14 protein-coding genes are annotated in these 20,685 nt (G+C 47.6%); 8 read left to right on the top strand and 6 right to left on the bottom strand.

Annotated features, from left to right (window positions below):
* Positions 1 to 17 precede the first annotated feature (17 nt).
* The 3 genes from HB364_RS02930 (at position 18) to HB364_RS02920 (ending at position 4,066) form a co-directional block, all read left to right on the top strand.
* Positions 18 to 1,475 (top strand): RagB/SusD family nutrient uptake outer membrane protein, encoded by a 1,458-nt coding sequence (locus HB364_RS02930; RefSeq protein ID WP_167286397.1) that lies wholly within the window; start codon positions 18 to 20, stop codon positions 1,473 to 1,475.
* Positions 1,476 to 1,506: 31 nt separating this feature from the next.
* Positions 1,507 to 2,325 carry a hypothetical protein gene (locus HB364_RS02925; RefSeq protein WP_167286396.1) on the top strand — a complete coding sequence of 273 codons (819 nt, stop codon included), beginning with the start codon at positions 1,507 to 1,509 and terminating at the stop codon, positions 2,323 to 2,325.
* A 943-nt stretch (positions 2,326 to 3,268) separates the two neighbouring features.
* The gene (locus HB364_RS02920; protein WP_167286395.1) at positions 3,269 to 4,066 is read left to right on the top strand and encodes a hypothetical protein; all 798 of its coding nucleotides are present in this window, start codon (positions 3,269 to 3,271) and stop codon (positions 4,064 to 4,066) included.
* Between the two features lie 84 nt (positions 4,067 to 4,150).
* On the opposite strand, the gene HB364_RS02915 is transcribed toward HB364_RS02920, so the two are convergent.
* The 4 genes from HB364_RS02915 to alaS form a co-directional block, all read right to left on the bottom strand.
* The gene (locus tag HB364_RS02915) at positions 4,151 to 5,335 is read right to left on the bottom strand and encodes a TlpA disulfide reductase family protein (RefSeq protein WP_167286394.1); all 1,185 of its coding nucleotides are present in this window, start codon (positions 5,333 to 5,335) and stop codon (positions 4,151 to 4,153) included.
* 4 nt (positions 5,336 to 5,339) lie between these two features.
* The gene (gatB, locus tag HB364_RS02910; RefSeq protein WP_246228293.1) at positions 5,340 to 6,845 is read right to left on the bottom strand and encodes an Asp-tRNA(Asn)/Glu-tRNA(Gln) amidotransferase subunit GatB; all 1,506 of its coding nucleotides are present in this window, start codon (positions 6,843 to 6,845) and stop codon (positions 5,340 to 5,342) included.
* Positions 6,846 to 6,920: 75 nt separating this feature from the next.
* Positions 6,921 to 7,949, bottom strand: coding sequence for a PDZ domain-containing protein (locus tag HB364_RS02905; protein WP_167286393.1), 1,029 nt, complete (start codon positions 7,947 to 7,949; stop codon positions 6,921 to 6,923).
* A gap of 250 nt (positions 7,950 to 8,199) precedes the next feature.
* Complete coding sequence (alaS, locus tag HB364_RS02900) at positions 8,200 to 10,836, bottom strand: alanine--tRNA ligase (RefSeq protein WP_167286392.1); 2,637 nt, start codon at positions 10,834 to 10,836, stop codon at positions 8,200 to 8,202.
* A gap of 373 nt (positions 10,837 to 11,209) precedes the next feature.
* Between alaS and HB364_RS02895 the strand changes: the two genes are divergently transcribed.
* Entirely contained in the window at positions 11,210 to 12,181 is a 972-nt protein-coding gene (locus HB364_RS02895; protein ID WP_167286391.1) for a M23 family metallopeptidase, read from the top strand.
* 137 nt (positions 12,182 to 12,318) lie between these two features.
* Complete coding sequence (locus tag HB364_RS02890) at positions 12,319 to 13,278, top strand: helix-turn-helix domain-containing protein (RefSeq protein ID WP_167286390.1); 960 nt, start codon at positions 12,319 to 12,321, stop codon at positions 13,276 to 13,278.
* A 130-nt stretch (positions 13,279 to 13,408) separates the two neighbouring features.
* On the opposite strand, the gene HB364_RS02885 is transcribed toward HB364_RS02890, so the two are convergent.
* The gene (locus tag HB364_RS02885; protein ID WP_167286389.1) at positions 13,409 to 14,017 is read right to left on the bottom strand and encodes a hypothetical protein; all 609 of its coding nucleotides are present in this window, start codon (positions 14,015 to 14,017) and stop codon (positions 13,409 to 13,411) included.
* 32 nt (positions 14,018 to 14,049) lie between these two features.
* Here HB364_RS02885 and HB364_RS02880 point away from each other — a divergent pair, with 32 nt between their 5' ends.
* The 3 genes from HB364_RS02880 (at position 14,050) to HB364_RS02870 (ending at position 15,997) form a co-directional block, all read left to right on the top strand.
* Positions 14,050 to 14,901: a type I toxin-antitoxin system SymE family toxin gene (locus HB364_RS02880; protein WP_167286388.1), complete on the top strand. Its 852-nt coding sequence runs from the start codon at positions 14,050 to 14,052 to the stop codon at positions 14,899 to 14,901.
* Between the two features lie 566 nt (positions 14,902 to 15,467).
* Positions 15,468 to 15,668 carry a hypothetical protein gene (locus tag HB364_RS02875; RefSeq protein WP_167286387.1) on the top strand — a complete coding sequence of 67 codons (201 nt, stop codon included), beginning with the start codon at positions 15,468 to 15,470 and terminating at the stop codon, positions 15,666 to 15,668.
* A gap of 17 nt (positions 15,669 to 15,685) precedes the next feature.
* On the top strand, positions 15,686 to 15,997 hold the full coding sequence (locus HB364_RS02870) for an LLM class oxidoreductase (protein ID WP_167286386.1): 312 nt from the start codon (positions 15,686 to 15,688) through the stop codon (positions 15,995 to 15,997).
* A gap of 55 nt (positions 15,998 to 16,052) precedes the next feature.
* On the opposite strand, the gene HB364_RS02865 is transcribed toward HB364_RS02870, so the two are convergent.
* Positions 16,053 to 20,417: a fibronectin type III domain-containing protein gene (locus tag HB364_RS02865; protein ID WP_167286385.1), complete on the bottom strand. Its 4,365-nt coding sequence runs from the start codon at positions 20,415 to 20,417 to the stop codon at positions 16,053 to 16,055.
* Between the last annotated feature and the right edge of the window lie 268 nt (positions 20,418 to 20,685).

Here is a 20,685-nt window from a genome sequence, read left to right as displayed (position 1 = left end):
ATAAATAATTTATTACTATGAGAAAAGTTAAATATATAGTCTTCGTATTTTTAGCCGGGATCATTTCCTGCAAAAAATCGGATCTGGAGCTTGTTCCTTACAACCAGATTGAAACGCCCGTGCTGTTGGAATTGAAAACAGAAAATGATGTTAACATAGCTGTTAACGGTATGTACGCCGGCTTGAAAACATCAGCTTCCTACTTTGTAAACGGTACCTGGAACATCATGGCCGATGTACTGGCCGATAACCTCATCACCAACCAGAGTGGACCTGGCCGTGGCACCCTGAGATCATTTGCCAATTGGCAATATACCGGCGAAAATACCTATGGCCTGTTTGCCGGTGGTTATACCATCATACGGAGAGCGAATGCCATCCTGGAAAACATAGATAAATTCCCTGCTGGCGCTTTTAAGGACAATGCAAAAGGGGAAGCGCTGGCTATTCGGGCTATGACCTATTTCGATATGGTAAGGGTATTCAGTAAAACCTACTTAAATGCCACTGCTACCGATTCTACCATGCCTTATATCACCACAACGGCGCGTGACAACATGCCTGCCAAAGAACCGGTACATGGTTTTTATGATAAGGTGATCGCCGACCTGGAGCTGGCCAAAACACTCGTTGGTACTACCAATGGTCTCTACCGGGTGAATAAACTGTCTGTTTCCGCTTTATTGTCAAGGGTATATTTATACAAAGGCGACTGGGCAAAATGTATCCAGGCTTCTAATGATGCCTTGGGCACAACCCCCAGCCTGCCCGATAGAGCAAGCTTCGCTTCCATCTGGAGGGATGCTGATGCCAGTTCCACCACAATACCTTCACTGGGCGTTTTCTTTAAAGTGAGGAATACCAATTTGGATAATGTCAACTCACAAGGTGTTAATTATTATCAAACAGTACAAGGATTCAGAAAGTCTGAATTTTTAGTTGAATACAACTTCAAACAATTGTTTGTAGCCAGTGATATCAGGACCTCAACATACATTGCAACCAGTCCTTTTAACGGAGCTAATGCCAACCACGTTATAAAATATGCCGGCAGAACAGGTTCTCCTGCAGGTGTGGTAGATGGCAAAGTGATCAGGACTGCAGAAGTATTGCTGAACAGGGCCGAAGCTTATTACCGTTCAACCGATGAGACCAATGCTTTGGCCGATCTGGTGCTGTTAAAGAGCAACAGGTACACTGGTTATGTTCCCGAAACATTAACCGGCTTGCCATTATTAAATGAAATAGTGAAACAGAGAAGGCTGGAACTGGCTTTTGAAGGCGACCGTTTCTGGGACCTGAAAAGAAGGAATCAACCTGTAGTGCGCGATGGAACAAAAGGCGACCTGGCTGATGGAACTGGATATCCCTATATCTTCACCTCGCTCCCGGCAGGTGATTACAAGTTCCAGCTTCCGTTTCCGCAAGAAGAAATTAACTTTAATACCAAGCTCACACAGAATCCCAATTATTAAACCGGTATTCATTTTTAATAAATAAAATGATATGAAATATAAATTCTTTAAATCACTGCTTATACTCGGACTTGTTTCGGGGATGGCATATTCTCTGAATGGCTGTAAGAAAAATGATGGGATTGTTATTACCAACACAGCCGCACTGTTTGCTGATGCGGCTGAAGAAGGGTCTTATTTTATTCCTGACGATCCAGGTACAGTCTTTAAAATACCTGTAGGTATTACCGCTGCTGCTGGTAAGGATGTAACCTTTCAGTTTACGGTTACTTCACCCAGTGGCGCCGTAGAAGGGCAGCAATATACCCTTGCATCCAAGTCAATAACGATCCCCGCTGGAAAAACAGTCGATTCCATTTCATTAAAAGGGATTTTTGACGCCTACGACGGTGGAAGAAAGGATACGCTCATATTTAAAATAACAAGCGGCGGTGTGCCGGTTGTATCAGGATCTGGTGAGTATACAGTTATCTTGCAACAGTTTTGTCCGCTTGTAATGAGTGAATTTGCTGGTGATTTTAAAGTGTTGGTAGATGAGTGGGAAGACTATCCGCCCGGTACAACAATTCCGTTGACTGTTAGCGGTAACAAAGTTTCTTTCTATTACAATGTTGCCCCCGATGCCAATATGAAGCCTATTGAGATCGCTATAGATCCGGTAACATTTGAAACTTCTGTAGCGCCACAAACCTATGGGGATTATGGTTCAGCTACTATTTATTCGGTTAAAAGTGTTGCTTCTGATGATAATGTTGCGGTACCCTGTGATAAAAAGATTACTGTAGTTTTAAACCATACAGGATCTAATGGCTTTAGCGGTAATTTTATGATTCGTTTACAAAAGCAATAATAGCCTCATTTTTTGAGCCTATATTATCAAAGAGAAGGCTGTCTCACTCCCGAGGCAGCCTTCTCTATTTTCGGTGTGCACTTATTCGTCCAAACTGCACACTTATGCCTTCAAACTACGCACTTATTCATTTCCCCTTTGCTGGTTAAGCGATTAGTATTTATTTCGTATTAATAAAACAACAATTACCACTTCGTGGTATTGTTACTGTTTAGAAAAGAATTTTCTTTGCTTAACCTAACCGCCGTGGTTTGTGTCCGCACAAACCACTAAAATAGGTCCTGAGAAGCCAGATAACAGGACACCCCCACGCAGGAACCGGGATGGTAACCAGTTACTTTATAGCTACTAAAGGGCAAAGGTATACCAACCTTACACCATAGCTATATTAAAGGCGCATTTCACTAAAATCGCAACCCCGTCACATCTCTCGCATATACACGGCTGTAAACGTTCAACTGCTTTACAATCAATCACTTTACTATTCTTCAAATTGGCTCAAGTATGCCGCCCGGCCCTGTGCAGAAGTTTACTTGTGCCCTCCAAACCCTTAGTGCTTTTTCGTTCAAAGCTCACGGCTAACAACCGGTTCCACCAGAGCGGGAGCCAGCAACTCAGCTTAGCAGGGGATCAGCCTCAGATCAGCCGAACTTCAGCCGTACTTCAGGAGTATTAAAGGCGCATGTAACTAAAACCGCAACCCGGTTACACCACTTGGTTAAATACCTCTATAAGCATTCAACTTATTTACAGTCAATCACTTTGCTGCCTGGCGCAAGTAGGCAGCCCGGCTCAGCGGGAAGGGTACTTGTGCCCCCAACCCTTAGTGCCTTTCTGCTCGCAGTTCGTAGCTCAAAGCTCATTGCTCATCTCCTTCCAATCCCAAAAATCTTTCAATCCCGGTTCAGACAAATTCGTAAATTCATGCATATAATCCAATCCCATGGCAAAGCAAATCGCCGGACTCTGCTTTCTCGAAGGCACCTTCGATGATCTTACCTTCTATAAAATGGACGGGCAGTACTACGCCCGCGCCAAAAGTTCCCTCAGCAGCAAGCGTGTCAAAACAGCACCCGAATTCCGCAGAACCATGCGCAGTGCCGGCAGACTCGCCCGTGCTTCAAAGATCGGTGCACACATCTACAAAGCCCTGCCTCCCGGCTGGCGCCAGTTCTGGATGTACCGCTCCTTTACCGGCGAAGCCTTTACCTTATTAAAAGAGAATGCCTATACAGACGAAGAAGTAAAACAACTCCTCTGGAAATGTTATGTCGAATACTGGGAACAAATCAAAGCCGTTGATCCCAACAATCCCATCTGGCAACCCAAACCCCAAAAGATCAGGAAGAGAAGAAAATACAGTGAAGCATCCATACAGCGCCTGCTGCACCGGAAAGACAAATACGGGCGGTACAAATACCCGGAATACGTTAAAGCAGAAAAACAAAGAATAGAACGCGAAGCCAGGGAAGCCTGGGCCAAAAAATGCGAAGAGAAAAAACTGTCCCAAACCTTGCATGAAGCCACTGGAACGCAACCCGAAACACCAAACCCGGAGCCCGAAACCCTCAGCACCTGGCACATAACCAGCGACGGCAGCATGCATACAAACGAAAACCTTGCAACTCCCCAGGAAATAAAGCAGGATCATTATTTATTGCGCAGTAGCACCAGGAAAATCTTCAAATCAGCAACGAGCAATCTTGAAATAGCCATAAACGAAACTTGCAATTCATCATGACGCCGCTCAACCTGTGCCAATAAAAAAGGCCGCTGAATAACCAGCGACCCAATAATCTATAATTAGTAATCAATAATCCGCCTTCTACTGCAGCACTTCCTTCAACTTCTCCTCCAGCGCACTGCCACGCAGGTCCTGGGCGATGACTGTTCCCTGCGGGTCCAGTAATACATTAAAAGGAATGCCGGTAAAACCAAAAGTAGCTACTGCCTTACTGTCCCAGTAAGCCAGGTCGCTTACATGCGTCCAGGTCAGTTGGTCTTCCTTGATCGCTTCCAGCCACTTGCCTTTCGTTCTGTCCAGGGAAACACCCAGGATCGTAAAATTCTTATTCCTGAACTGCTGATAGGCGTTCACCACATTGGGATTTTCGGCCCGGCACGGCCCGCACCAACTGGCCCAGAAATCTACCAGCACAAACTTTCCTTTAAAAGAGGACAAGGCAATATTCTTGCCCGATGCATCCGGCAATACCAGTTCAGGAGCTGGCTTGCCGAGCCAGTTTCCGGAGCGGGCTGCCTGCTGCTGCTTATAAGTTTCATACTTATTCTTGATGTCCAGCAGGTTGCTGTCTTGCGGAAACTTTTGGGTGAGCTGGTTCAGGGAAGCTTCAAAATCTGAAATAGGCAATGTTTGTGCAGCCCGGCCCAACGCAAAAGAAGCCAATGTGCCCTGGTTCGTATTCACCAGGAAATTCTTCAGGTAGGCATTCAGTTTGTCCAAAGCCTGGTTCTTTTGATTCGTGGCGGCAAAGATCGCGCTGTCAGGGGCCTTAAAGTGCTTCAGGCTGTCCAGTGCCTGCATCCGCTGCTCAACGGCCGTACGTTCATCACTATACGTGAAAATAAAATCCTTCAATTGCTCACTGGCTACAGAGCCTTTCACCGTATAGAACCTGCTTTTATTGCTAAAATCTATATTTACAGTCATGGACTTGCTGTCATTGATCAGCGGCAGCAGCGGACCATTCTCAATAGATAAATTATACAGCTTGCCACTGCCGGTGGTGGCTCCTTTCAGACGGTAAGATTCCTGGCTCACATGAATGCTGGTCGTGTCCAGCAGGATGGGCTGTTGGTTATCGCCGTAAGGGATCTCGTACAAAGCCAGCTTGATCCTGCCCTGACTTACAGCGCCGGGGTAACTGCTCCCGATCTGTTCTACATGCTCCAGCTTGCCTTTTACTTCCAGTTCATTTTCTTTATTGCCCGAACAGGCAGCCAGCATCACCACCACCATCAATACAAGCCAACGCAAAGAGTAATTCATAAAATCAGGGTTGTAATTTTTTTAACAGTATATCGTTCGTCAGTTTGGGATCGGCCTTCCCCTTCGAGATCTTCTTCACCTCTCCCACAAAAAGTCCCATCAGTCCTTTCTTTCCTTTCTGGTATTCGGCCACCTTCTCCGGCATCCTGTTCAACACCTCTTCAATCCAGGCGGCTACATTGCCTTCGTCCGAATCCTGCAGCAGGTTCAGTTCTTTCGCTACTTCCAGTGGGGTGGCGCCGGGCGTTTTCACCAAGGCAGGTAATACCCGCGTGGAAGCAATAGAAAAATTCAGTGCATTACTATCTACCAGGGCAATCAGGGCGGCCAGGGTAGCAGGAGGAACAGGGAACGAGTTGATAGCCGCATTATTTTCGTTCAGCCACGACTTCACCGGGCCCAGCATCCAGTTGGCGGCTGCTTTATAATTGGCCGTATGGGCAGTCACTGCTTCAAAATAATCGGCTGTTTCCTTCTCATCACAGATCACCCGCGCATCATAATCGGGTAACTGTAACTGGGATACATAACGGGCGATCCTTTCTTCCGGCAGGGCAGGGAGCTCACTGCGGATGGATTGCAGCATATCTTCGGTTACACGGAAAGGAGTGAGGTCGGGATCGGCAAAATAGCGGTAATCATTGGCGTCTTCTTTCGTGCGCAGGGCAAACGTAGTACCGTTGCCGGCATCGAAGCTCCTCGTTTGTTGTAGCACTGCTTCACCGTTCTCCAGCAGACCTATCAGACGCTGTGCTTCAAACTCGATGGCCTTCTTTACATTGCGGATAGAGTTAAGGTTCTTCACCTCCACCTTCGTGCCCAGCTTCGTATCGCCTTTCTTGCGCACGGAAACATTTGCATCGCAGCGCATACTGCCTTCTTCCATATTGCCATCGCAAATAGCGAGGTAGCGCAACAGCTTCCGCAGTTCGGTGAGATAGGCATACGCCTCATCGCCACTCCGTATATCGGGTTCGGTAACAATCTCCACCAGGGGAACTCCCGCGCGGTTATAATCCACACACGTACTTTCCGGATCGGCGTCATGGATGCTCTTGCCGGCATCCTCTTCCATATGGATGCGGTTCAGCCGGATAGCCTTTTCTCCTTCCGGCATACGGATATTCACCCGGCCGCCAATACATACCGGTGTTGTGTGTTGCGACAACTGGTAGCCTTTGGGCAGGTCGGGATAGAAATAATTCTTACGGGCAAAATAATTATGGCGACTGATCTCACTGGCGCAGGCCAGACCCAGCCGGATGGCATACTCCACGGCTTTCTTATTCAGCACGGGAAGTGTTCCCGGGTGTGCCAGCGTAATGGGGCTCACGTGCGTATTGGGGTCTCCGCCAAAAGCGGCGCTGTCGCCACAGAACAACTTGCTTTCCGTCAGCAACTGGGCATGTACTTCCAGTCCTACTACTACTTCGTATAAATCCTTATGATCGGCCATAAAATAATAAGCCCACAAAAATACCTCATTCAGGGCATATCTCCCACCCTTCATAATCAGTTAATTCCGCCAATGAAAAAGGCCTCCCGCTTTGCGGGAAGGCCTTCTATAGTGCTGTCATGCAGAATGTTACAGGTTGGCGGTCTTCAGCTTTTTCGGGGTCTTCAGCTCCAGGGTCTGGGCCTTGCCATCCCGGATCAGTTTTACCGTTACGGAAGGTTTCTCCCTGGCATCACGGGCAGCGGCTGCCAGCTCATCGGCGCTGTTCACAGCTTTGCCATTAAACTCGGTGATCACATCATCTTCCTTCACACCGGCTTTCTCCGCGATCGATTCATCGCCTACTTCCAACACCTTCACGCCTTTGCCATCTTCAGTATCCTGTGCTTTAATACCCAGGCGGGGCTTGTTATTGAAAAACACGTGGGGGCCGTCGCCATCACCGTCCAGCTTAAAATCAAAATCGCGGAAAGATTGAATATCGGGTGCGATATGAATATTAGGATTGGGCGTGCCAAATGCCATAACATTGCCTGGCCTTTTGCCCAGCGTGGCGGTAGTCTTACTCTCCTTGCCATCACGTTTATAAGTGATCGTCACCTTATCTTCCGGTTTGTGTTTTTTGACTTCTGCAGAAACATCATCCTGACTGAAAACGGCTTTATCACCCACCTTCGTGATCACATCGCCTTTCTTCAGGCCGGCTTTTTCGGCGGCGCTGCCCTTCGTCACTTCCTCAATCTCGGCGCCTTCCTTGCCTTCACCGGTAGCTACGCCCAGGAAAGGGGTTTTGCTGTCGCCCAGGCCAAAGGATTCGAGATGGTCGCTGTTGAAATTCCAGCCTCCGCCATTATTGCGGAAAGGAGAGGCATCGCCTAAACCTACAATAGCGCCCGATTTACGTTTGCGTACAGAAAGATTCTCATCTTCAAAATCTTCCAGGGGCTTGCCATTCACCGTTACCTTGCCATCCTTGATCTCTACGGTCACCTTGCCGTCCTTATCCGTTTTCTTGCGGATAATAACCTCATCATACTGTTTTATCTTATCCTTGTCTTTGTCTTTATCCTTCTCTTTTTCATCCTGGGCAGAAGCCGGCAGGTTCAATAGTAACAGCAGGCTGGCTGCACTGGCAAGCGATAAAAAATATCGTTTCATGGTTTGTGTGTTTTTGTAAATAAAGAATCAACTACGGTAGTCTTCGTACTTCAAATATAGGGAAATAATTGAAATACGAAAAATTTCGGAAATGGGGCAAATCCTTTAACAGAACCTTAGGAAAATGGCAGGGAAAGGCCTGACTTGCCAGTAAAAACAAAAGCGGGTTATCTGTAAAAGACAACCCGCTCTTGCCGCTCTGCGAGGGCTTGTAGCCTCGCAGCCTTATTTCATTGCTTTCAGCAATACTTTACAACAACGTTTTCACCTTCTCAATCACAGCCTGCAATCCCCCCGCTTCCTGCCCGCCGGCAGTGGCCAGGTTCTTTTGTCCGCCGCCACCGCCCTTGATCAGGGGCGCCACATGCTCTTTAATGATCTTACCTGCATCCAGGTTCCTGGCGGCTACTACCGTATCAGAAATACCAATTGCCACAAAAGGCTTACCGCCAATATTGGCGCCCAGTACAGCTACATAATCGTGCAGGTTATTCTTCAGGTCATAACACAACTTCTTCAGGGCGTCGGCATTGCCTACCTCTACAACATCACCTATATAAGTGACACCATTAATAATCTCGTCCTTTGTCAACAGCTCATTCCGGATGCCTACCAGCATCCTGTTTTCCAGGTGCTCCAGCTTCTTCTTCAGTTCACTGTTCTCTGCCGAAAGACCCTCCACGGCTTTAACCACATCCTTGGGGTTCTTCAACGATTCACGGATACCGCGTACCAGCGTGAACTGCTCATTAATAAATGCTTCTGCAGCAGCGCCGCATACGGCTTCTATCCGGCGTACGCCGGCAGCCACGGCTGCTTCTGACTGTATCTTCAAAATACCCAGCTCACCGGTGGCGCCCACGTGGGTGCCGCCGCACAGCTCTACAGAATAATGCGGGTCAATCGTAACCACCCGCACGATATCAGCATACTTCTCGCCAAACAGGGCCATCGCGCCCGACTGCATCGCTTCTTCCTTTGGCATCTCCCTGATCACCACGGGGATATTCTCCCGGATCTTTTCATTCACCAGCGCTTCTACCTGAGCGATCTCTTCTTCTGTGATCTTGGCAAAATGCGAAATATCAAAACGCAGGTATTCATCATTCACCAGCGATCCTTTCTGTGCTACATGGGTGCCCAGCACCTTGCGCAGGGCAGCATGCAGCAGGTGGGTGGCCGAATGGTGCACCATGATCTTACGGCGGCGCTCAACATCTACCTTGGCATCAACGGGGGTGGTAATATTTACCGGGAGCTTATCGGCAAAATGAACGATCAGGTCGTTCTCTTTCTTCGTATCAGTGACCAGCACTACTTCGCCGTCAAAATAAAGCTGACCGGTATCGCCTACCTGTCCGCCGCTTTCGGCGTAAAAGGGTGTCGTGTCCAGCACCAGTTGGAAGGATTCTTTGCCCTTGGCTTTGATCTTACGGTACTTCACCACCTTGGTCTGTATTTCCAACTGGTCATAACCTACAAACTTTTGCCCCTTGCTCTCATACAGGTTTACCCAGTCTTCTGTATCCAGTGTGGTGGCGGCCCGGCTGCGTTGCTTTTGCTGCTGCATCTCCTTTTCAAAGCCGGCCTCATCTACCGACAATTGCTGCTCACCGGCGATCAACCTGGTCAGGTCTACCGGGAAACCGTACGTATCGTACAGCTCGAAAGCGGCAGCGCCGTCAATCGTTTTATGTTGCGCCTGGGCTATCAGCTCATCTATCTTCTTCAGTCCTTTATCCAGGGTGCGCAGGAAAGCTTCTTCTTCTTCCTTCACCACCTTGCTCACAAAATCCACCTGTTGCTGCAGTTCAGGGAATACCGTTTTGAACTGTTCTGCCAGTACCGGCACCAGTTGGTACAACAAAGGCTGCTTATAATCCAGGTAACTATAATAATAACGCACGGCCCGGCGCAATATCCGGCGGATCACATAGCCCGCGCCTGTATTGGAAGGCAACTGCCCGTCAGCGATCGTAAAACTGATCGCCCTGATATGGTCGGCAATCACCCGGAAGGCAATGGCTTCCTTGCTGTCGGTGGCGTCATAAGTTTTATTAACCAGCCTACCGGTGGCGGCAATCGTGCCGGTAAAAATATCGGTATCGTAATTCGATTGTTTGCCATGCAGTACCCGCACCAGCCGTTCAAAGCCCATACCGGTATCCACGTGTTTGGCCGGTAAAGCTTCCAGGCTGCCATCTTTCAGGCGGTTGAACTGGATAAACACATTATTCCAGATCTCGATCACCTGCGGGTGGTCATTATTCACCAGCGCTTTACCGTCCTGCTTGTTACGTTCGGCATCCGTGCGGCAGTCCACATGGATCTCGGTACACGGACCGCAGGGGCCCGTATCGCCCATCTCCCAGAAATTATCTTTCTTATTGCCCAGCAGGATCCGGTCTTCCCCGATCCATTGTTTCCATTCATGAATCGCTTCCTCATCTTTGGGCAGTTGCTCTTTGGCGTCGCCTTCAAATACCGTCACATACAGCCTGTCTTTCGGCAGCTTGTACACCTCGGTCAGCAATTCCCAGCTCCAGGCAATCGCTTCTTTCTTGAAATAGCCGGCAGCAGGGTTGGCGGGATCGCCAAAGCTCCAGTTGCCCAGCATCTCAAACATTGTATGGTGATACGTATCTACGCCCACCTCTTCCAGGTCATTGTGCTTGCCGCTTACCCGTAAACACTTCTGGGTATCGGCTACCCGGGGATGGGGCGCCTTCTTATTACCAAGAAAATAATCCTTGAACTGGTTCATCCCCGCATTCGTGAACAGCAGGGTAGGGTCATTCTTTACTACAATGGGGGCGGAGGGAACAATACTATGGCCTTTCGAACGGAAAAACTCCAGGAAATGCTGCCTGATTTCTGCACTGGTCATCGTTGTCATATTATTCGGAACAATCTTTGTTATGTCGGTACCGGAAATTTGAAAGAGTAAATTAAAGACAGAGGGTAAAGAGCGAAGAAGTAGGTACTTGCTACTCGCCATTTACCACTTGCCCCTTATAGCTAATCAGAACCCGAAACACTAAACCCGGAACCCGGAACGTTAATGCATCACTGACGTAATCAACAAAAAATCAACATTTTCGTGTACGTTTGTAACCTTAGGGCTGATTAACGTGGTGCAAAGGTAATTCAATTAGGACTGTTTTAATGATGGAAACCAACCCCCTGGTTCGTGTACTGCCCTGGTTTGTGTCCTCACGAACCGGCAATGTCCCCACGAACCAGCACAGTGGTACGCTCCCATGAAAAAGATCAAATACTTCTATAACACCAACACCCTCCGCTACGAAAAGCTGGAGACACCGCTACGGGTAAAACTCTTGCGGGTATTGGGTTTCATATCAGCCGCCATCGTTACGGCAATCATCATCGTATCCATAGCTTACCGGTACTTTCCTTCCGCCACTGAAAAAAGGCTCATGCAGGACAACATGGAGCTCCAGCAGCAGTTTGAAGTGCTCGAAGAGCGTACCAAAAAACTGTCCCAGCAGGTTACTGATCTGGAAAAAAGGGACAATGAGGTCTACCGCACCATCTTTGAAGCCGATCCCATCCCGGATAGCGTACGGGCCAAAGAAATAGCCCAACAGAAAGAAACACAATTGGTTATGAAGATGGCCAACTTCCAGTTGGAAAGCTCCATTGTGGAAACCATCAACAACCTTTCCAATCGCATCTATTCCCAGGAAAGGTCCTACAACGAAATAGCCGAATTCATAAAAAACAAGGAAGAGCTGCTGGCCTGTACCCCGGCCATCCAGCCCGTCAGCAATACCGACCTCAAACGCATCGCTTCCGGTTTTGGTTACCGCATTGACCCGGTATACAAAACCGTCAAACTGCACAATGGCCTTGATTTCTCCGCCCCCCAGGGAACGCCCATCTATGCTACCGCCAATGGGGTCATCCGTACGGCGGCCAACCTTGGTACAGGCTATGGTAATCACGTAGTTATCAACCATGGCTATGGCTATGAGACCCTCTATGGCCACATGTTCCGCCTCAAAGTAAAGTCGGGCCAGAAAGTAAAAAGGGGGGAGATCATTGGCTGGGTGGGTAATACCGGTAAATCCACCGGCCCGCACTGTCATTACGAAGTACACAAAAATGGCCGGCACCTCGATCCGGTTTACTTCTTCTACAACGACCTGACGCCGGAGCAATATGACCGCCTCCTCAAACTGGCCGCCTCCAGCAACCAAAGCTTTGATTAAACTTCCCATTCCCCACTGGCTCTTTTGTCATTTTGCATGACTCTTTGTCTTACAACACGCTATGACATAATTATGACCTATCTCCCGGCAAACCTTTTAGGAACTTTAACGTTGTACCTGTAATTTTGCACACCATCATGCTACAACCGCCTGATATATTATCTTTTGCATATAAGCAACCCATGATGCAGGGACAACTGGACCTCTTGTTCGAAAAAGAGCAACAGATCCCTGGATCCGTACAGTATGTGATCAGCCGTTACCGCAAACATTCCCAGTGGGCGGTAGATGATGCAGGTATGATGGTATACCATTACAAGAAAAATGATCCGGTAAAGAACTATGTGGAGCTGCGGTTCTGTGTATCAGGTAACGTCTATTGCCACCAGAAAGATACCGAGTGCGACCAATGTAAATTGGGCGCTTCCCGCAACTGCAGTGACCGGGTGGATAGCGTAGATGTGCTCAGCTTCCGTTTTACACCGGTACACCTGTCCCAGTTTGTGAAGCAGAAGCGGCAGGATGACGACTATGTGGTTACCGACAACATCCTCCAGTTCACGCATCCTTCTTCTTTCTCCAAAATATTACCGCTTTGTGGCCGCACACGTATGGTATTGGAAGCCCTGCTTAACCATACCTATACCGGCAGCCTCGAAAACATCTACATCAACGCCCAGGTACAAATGCTCTTGTTGTATAGCCTGGAGTGTATGTTGGGGGATGATAAGAGCGATAAGGCCATTGAGACCTTTCAATGTAAATTCCTGGCCAATGATGCCGACCGCGAAAAGATCGTCCGCGCCAGGGAAATACTGCTCCAGCACATTGGCGAGCCCATCACCATCAAGGAGCTTAGCCGTAAAGTGGCCATCAATGAATGTTACCTCAAAAAAGGTTTTAAGGAGCTTTTCGGCACTACCGTATTCGACTTCTACCAAAGTCAGCGTATGGAACATGCCCGTTACCTGCTCTATGAAAAGGGGCTCAGCGTAACGGAAGTGTCCATGATGCTTGGGTACTCTTCCATCTCCCACTTCTCCACCGCCTTCAAAAAACACACCGGCCTCAAGCCTTGTGAACTACTCTTACATTAATGCCAGAGCTTGTCCCGTCTGCAGGACTGAGCTTGTCGAAGCCTCTTTGTTAACGTCGCTTTTCGGAGCTTGCAGCTCCGAAGCCCTATTCCGTTGCCTTTGACAACCATTCCATTAAAGTGGCTACAAATTAATCCACAAGTTCAAATCGCGGTAGCACTACCAAACCGGAATTTTCAGAGAAATCTTGAAAATTCCGGTTTTTGTTTTCCGTGTAGCCCCCTGCGATACAATGCGTTAAGCGTAAAAATTCATTCTCTTGTGTGGTTAGATAAATGTGTTTTTCAACATCGTAATAAATCCCGTCAGGGAAAAGTGTTTTATGCATCCATCTTTTACGCTCTAAATCGTGCGAAGCCCATTGAATACTGAGGTTTTGAAGCTTTTCCAATGCCGAAGTAATGAGCGAATTTAGGTTAGATAACTTAGGCGTTAGGATGTTCATTTCTTTGGTGATATTCTTTACTTGTTCGGTAATGTGGCCTAACGTCAATTCAAAGGTTTCTTTGTCGATCTTACCCATCCCATGACGAATTTGCAGTTGTTTGCGCTTCTGCTCCAAACCTGCAAGCTGCGATTTTAAAACACTATCCTGTTTCGATTGACCATTATTATAATGATCGAATATCTGTGTCAGTTGCCATTTAACTATAGGTTCCAAACCGTCCGGCAAGCGGTATCTATTCAGGAAATCCATAAACAACTCATTCGCGCCTTTCCGTTGGGCTTTCTGATGCACAATGGAATTGTATACGAGCTAAAGCCGTTGGTTTGCCCCATGATAGAGAAAGACTTTATTTCGTTGATAAAATTCTGAAGCAAAATGGCCTATACAATATTATCGAAGAAGATAATGGATACACTCTTGAGTTTTGGTTTAATGATGATCCTGAACGTTTTTATAAGATTTTAAAAGGACGTGATGGCGGCAAGTTTAAGTTTATGGCAGGTCATGAGCCCAGTATCATGTATCTTGAAGAAGGCGATGTTCTCCTGTTTAAATTTGAGGAAGAAGGTAAAGTATGGTTTACGTGTCCAAAAATACTTATCGGCGTCAACACAATGGACGCAGAAGACGCTGTTGGTTTTACCCAATATGCCAGTTTATCACAGATGGCGCAGGAAGGGTTAATAACAAATACGCTTATTACAGGTGACACAGGTCAGGCACCTGCAGAAGCGCCACCACCGAAAGTATCGCCATTATCTAAAGAAGTGCCGACATTACCGGAATTAGAGGAAATGGATATTGAATACGGCTCATTTACTTCGGTAAGGGATTTATTTGATCTGCTTAGGCATCTCATACAGTCCTTAGGCCTGAGCCGCACCTTAAGTAATATTGCGCATATTACCCGGTATAGGAGCAAGCAGAATGAAGCCGGTATCAGGATGCTCAAAGTCACAAGAGGCTGTTATCCGCCGTCCAATAACGGAATGGATACTGATCCGGCATTTATAAAGCTGTGCGGGCGTTGGCTGGAAAAAGCAGGATTTGAACGCGGCCAGTTCGTACAGGTTATCACGATAAAAGGCATGATGCTTATTGTGCCAGTGCACCCCCCTGTATTTGATCAAGATTTGGGCGAAATAACGAACGACTATACATCAGATGAAATATAAGTGTTGCTGATCGTTACAGCGATTAATGCCTTGCTATTCCACGTCCCTATACTGTATTAATTTAAATAGTGTTCCCGAATTGCCTTATACATGTTGGTTGATGATCGTTTTATTTTCTGTATGAATACGAAAAAGAGGGACTGTGCCTTCTTTGGTTCCATCGCCAAGAAAACCGGTATGCGCGGCTTCAAATTCAACTCGCTATCCTTTGAATGTAGTATAAACCTGAACTCGGTTATAATGTAAGTTTACCATATAATAAATATAACATTTATTGTTTATGTAAACTTTCAAAGTAAATTTCTACACCATTTGATAGTAACTTGTGGTTGAGATTCCCATGACATTCCAGATCATAATCGATTATCACAGGAAACCGATCCGGTTATCGGTGGAGCGACCGGCTCACCGCTCAATTACTCAACCCATCCAACACATTCGATCCGCAGGAATACATTCAACAGATCAATGACCTGCAGGCATTTTTAACCGATACGCCAGGAAGCGGTAATGCGCAAGGCAAGATTCGCGCCATTCCACGCATCGATACCGCCCCTGCTTTATGGATGCTTACCAGCAGTGGCGAAAGTGCTTACCTGGCAGCACATGCCGGTATGGCTTTAAGTTATGCGCAGTTTATTAACCCGGTAGGCGGTGCGGAGGCTATCGCTACTTACCGCCAGCGGTTTAAGCCATCTCCTCAATTGACAAAGCCGGCAGCCAATGTAGGGGTATTTGTATTTTGTTCAACCAGCGAAAAAAAGTAGTTGAAACACAGACCGTGATGGATTATCGGTTCCTGAGTTTTGAAAAAGGGAAGTTTGATGAAATGCCTACGTACGAAATAGCCAGCCAATATAACTATTCGCCAGACGAATGGAGAAGGGTATTGTTCAACCGGCAACGGACCATTATCGGTACGCCGGATGTAGTAAAAGAAAAAATGCTGGCACTGGCTGCAGCGTTAGATGTTGAGGAAGTGGCGGCTGCAACATTTGCCGAAACGCGTGAAGACCGTTTCAAGAGTTATGAATTGCTGGCAGCGCTATTTTTATTAACCGCAGAGGCGCCGGGGCGCAGAGAAATTGTTGAATGATCGGCGACAATTTCTCTGCACGCTCTCTGCGCCTCCCTGCCTCTGCGGTTATATATTACTTCTGCACTACCATTTTCTCTACACGTATCGTTTTGCCTTTGGCATCGGTGACCTTCAATATGTACAGTCCATTCGACAAATCATCCAATGATACGCGGGTAGCCAGATTGGTCGCTACCTGTCTTTTCACGACACGTCCATTCAGGTCGATCAGCTCTATCCGGCGGCCCTGCTCTGGCACATAGTTGTACACAACGATAAACTGGCTGGCCGGGTTGGGATAGATGTCAATGCTCTTATCGCGTACATCCTCTTCCACCCCGTTTTGCGTCAGCAATTGATTGATGCTCCTCAAACCACTTGCAGGTTGATAAGTAAATTCCAGGATACTTCCGGGATTGGCAGGCGTACTGGTTACATTACCGGTAGGCCCCGATGTAGAGCCACTTGAATCGCAAGCTACATAGATCTTCATTCCATCCGGAGAAACCACTACATCTCTGAACCTTCCTCTGCCACGGAAGTAATGGATCGTATCGGATATGATGCTCATGCCATCATTGCTTAACTTAAACCGGCTAACTGTGCCTTTCTTTAACTGCGCTACCAGCAGCGAATTTTGCCAGCCGGGTATGGCTGTGCTGCCATAAAACTCCGTACCGGAAGGTGCGGTAGAAGGCCAGGTTGAACTGTTCGTGGCATCGTCTGGTGGATTGCTGACAGGGAATAAAGAACGGATCGGCTCTCTTGCATTCAATGCGGTACAGTTGTTTTGTTCGCTCGAAATAGCAAAACCGCCAATGGTCCTTCCATTATAATTACCATCGCAGAAGCCTGCTACCTGCGGCCATCCATAGTTGCGGCTTGCTTCAATAATATTTAATTCATCGTCGCTGTACGGACCATGTTCGCTGCTGTATAAGATATTTGTTCCGTTTACATTGCCCCATACAAGTCCTTGTGGGTTACGATGTCCACGGGTATATACCGCTGTTCTTTGTCCGCTGGAATTGGTGAAAGGGTTATCGGCCGGTATCCATGAACTATTGACCAGCTCGGTATTTAACCGCAATACTTTTCCTTCCAGTATATCCAGGTTTTGTGCATTATTGGCACGGCTGGCGTTGTCAAACTGGCCGGCGCCCATATCGCCAATGGTAAAGTATAATTTAAGATCGGGCCCAATAGCCAGCCTGCATGAATTATGATCGTTACTGCCCGGTATATCCTGTAATATGGTTACCGCTTGTCCCAATGTCTTGGCAACGGAATCATATGTATACCGTGCAATTCTTATTCTTCGTACAGTGCTGCTTACTACCTGGTAGGTATAGGAAATATAGGCATAAGGCTTACCCTGTCTGAATTGCGGATGTAAAGCCAGTCCCATCAACCCATCCTGTCCGCCACTGCGTTGCATGGTGGATCCGAGTGACAGTACCACTGTCTTAACACCGGTGGCAGGAACAACATAGCTGACTGTACCACCAAACCGTTCTGTGTACCATATGTTGTTGTCTGGCCCATACACCAGGTCGTGCGGCATGCGCTGATTGCCGATCACCGTACGTTGTGTAAATGTTTCTGAGCCTGGAGTAGGTTGCAGGGTGGTTACCGATACGGCTGTGCTGGCTGCACTGGCATTGCCTGCGGCATCTTGCGCTACTACAGTAAATGAATAAGTAGTACTGGCTGCAAGGCCTGTTACAGCATAGGAAGTACCGCTTACCAGAGATGTGTTGATCTTAGTGCCATTGCGATATACATCATAACCGGCCACACCAATATTGTCTGTTGCCGCATTCCAGGTTATGGTAACGCCTGATGCCGTAATGTTAATGGCTGCCACATTGGTTGGTGCGGCAGGCGCCTGCGTATCTGTAATGTTGGCTACCAGTTGGGCGCCCGGTATTACTTCGTTCGGTGTAGTAGTAGACTGACCCGGTTTGGCCCAGCCTACGGCCATATTGTCGCCCTGCGAACCTTCTTTCACCAGCGCTTCCACATAGTACAACTGACCGGCTGTTAATGTGATGGCGGCAGACTTTTGTGTAGTGAATTTATTCCACTCTCTTGAGTTGGTCCATGAAGTATGGTAGGCGATCCGTTGTTTGCTGCCCGAACTGCTATTGGTGCTTAACCACAGTTCTGCATTGTCATCGGCCGCAATCCAGAAAGTATAGCTACCGGTAGCGGGCGGACAAATATAACCAAACACCTTCATGCCATAATTATCATTGCTGTTGGTTGGTATCTCGAAGCTGGTATAGGTGCCTGAGGTACTGGGTGTATTGGGATAATTGGCATTGGATGTTAAATTGGAAATAGATGTGCCGCTGATATTATTCCATTTCTGAAAACGGATACTGCCCGTGCCGGTGCAAGCTGTAGAAGCCGGTGTGGTTAGTGAAATGGTGTTGCTGTTGCCAGAAAGATTGCCTGCTACATCTTTTGCCTGAACATAAAAGGTATACGCGGTTGAGCCGGTAAGTCCTGTTACATTATAGGTAGTAGCGGCAACAGTAGCTGGATTGATCCTGACGCCATTTTGATATACATCATAACCGGCTACACCTATGTTATCGGTGGATGCCGTCCAGTTCAAGGTTACCGTAGTGGCCAACAGGTTAGCGCTTGTCAATCCTGCAGGAGCCGTAGGCGCCTGTGTATCGAGCGTATTAACCGTTACGGTACTGCTATTGGCCGATACATTACCCGCGGCATCCAGTGCTCTTACATAATAAGTATAGGTGGTTCCCTGTGTAAGGCCTGTTACATCGTAGCTGGTAGTGTTTATTAATACTGCGTTGATCTTGCTTCCATTCTGGTATACATCATAGCCTGCTACGCCTATGTTATCCGTAGACGCCGTCCAGCTAAGCGTGAAAGACGTGTCAGTTACAGCCGAGGTGCCTACGTTGACTGGTACAGATGGTGCTTGTGTATCGGGTGTAGTAATACCTACCGTATTACTATTGTCCGATGCATTGCCTGCCGCATCAACGGCTCTTACGAAAAAGGCATAGTTGTTCAATGCTGTCAGACCGGTCACAGTATAGGTGGTAGTGGTAACAAGCGCCGTGTTGATCTTTACACTGTCCTGGTAAATATCATAACCGGCTACACCCACATTATCTGTTGCTGTATCCCAGCTAAGTGTTACCGAACTTTGTGTTACAGCAGATGCTGCCAGGTTGGCCGGTGTTGTTGGCGCTTCTGTATCCGGTCGTCCTGCTGTGGTTACAGTCAGAGAGCCGCTGTCGCTGGTATTGCCTGCTGCATCAATGGCCTGCACATAAAATGTATACGTTGTGCTGGTTGTTAACCCACTGATATCATAAAAAGTGGCGGTAACCGGCGTGCTATTGATCTTAACAATGCCCTGGTATACATCATACCCGGTAACCCCTACGTTATCAGTAGCTGCCGTCCAACTGAGGGTTAAGGATGTTTGGGTCAGGTTGGTGGCTGTAAGATCAGCAGGTGCTGTAGGAGCCTGTGTATCGGGCGTTGTGACGGCGAGCACTGCGCTGTTAGCCGATGTATTGCCTGCTGCATCTTTGGCCTGTATATAAAACTGGTAAGCAGTGGCGGCGGTTAACCCGGTAACAGCATAGGTTGTAGCGGTTACCAATGATCCGTTGAGCTTGATACCATTCCTGTATACATCATAACCGGTTACGCCTACATTGTCGGTAGAAGCTGTCCAGTTCAACGTTAGGGACGATTGTGTAAGGTTGGATGCCGACAGGTCGGCTGGCGCTGTAGGAGCCTGTGTATCGCCGGAAACGAGCACCAGGTCGCCAAAATAGCGCGGGTATTGCCAGTTGTTGCCATCGCCGGACCACATCAGCTGACTTTCGCGTGCGCCGCCATTGTCATCATCATTACAGGCCGCATCAAAGCCGATCGTAAAACCCGGCGTCGGGTTGGTGACGCCCATACTGCTCCAGGGAACGCGCATTTCAATGGTATATCCATTGGCTGTATTGGCCCACGCATGCAATACATTGGTGGTTTGGTTAACCCTTTCCCAGAGTGTAGTGCTGTTCCATTCTTTTATGAACTGCCGGTCATTGGCGCCATAGGATGTGCCACCGTTATTATCGCCATCCAGATAAAGTTCTATGGCATCATCATCCCAGGGGTTGGTTGACTCATTGTACTTGTTTGCATCGATCACAGAAAATGCTACATACAGGTACAGGCTGTCCCACAACACGCCAAAATTAACCGTGTTATTGGGCGTACCAATAATGGTCTTGGTTACATTGTTCGTCACCTCCCAATTGCTTTCATTGACATTGCCATCAATGGTAATGGCGGCGGTCCTTTTTTTTGCGTTAATGACGGGGGTTTGTGCAAAGAGGGTGTGTGTTACTGCCATGAAGAGGCAGGCCAGCAAGAGTAGCTTTGGCATCATTTAAAGGGTGTTAGGGTGATAAAAGGTTTAACTGATAAAGTCTAACTAAAGATAGTGTTATTGGTTAAACATCAAAGTTTCCCGGATAATAAATCTGTGGAAGAAATATGCGGTATAAAGTAAGATGTAGCGATAACGGCCATTGTGGTGTATACAACGAAGAAATGAATAATATAAAATTAACAAGGAGGTCAGTAAAGAGTAGCAGTTTGTACGCGTGTGATAAGGGTAACTAATTAGGTGGTCAATTCATCCGGAGAAATTT

The organism is Paraflavitalea devenefica, assembly GCF_011759375.1.
GTDB classification, from domain to species: Bacteria; Bacteroidota; Bacteroidia; order Chitinophagales; family Chitinophagaceae; genus Paraflavitalea; species Paraflavitalea devenefica.
This window is presented reverse-complemented; position numbering and strand designations above follow the sequence as displayed.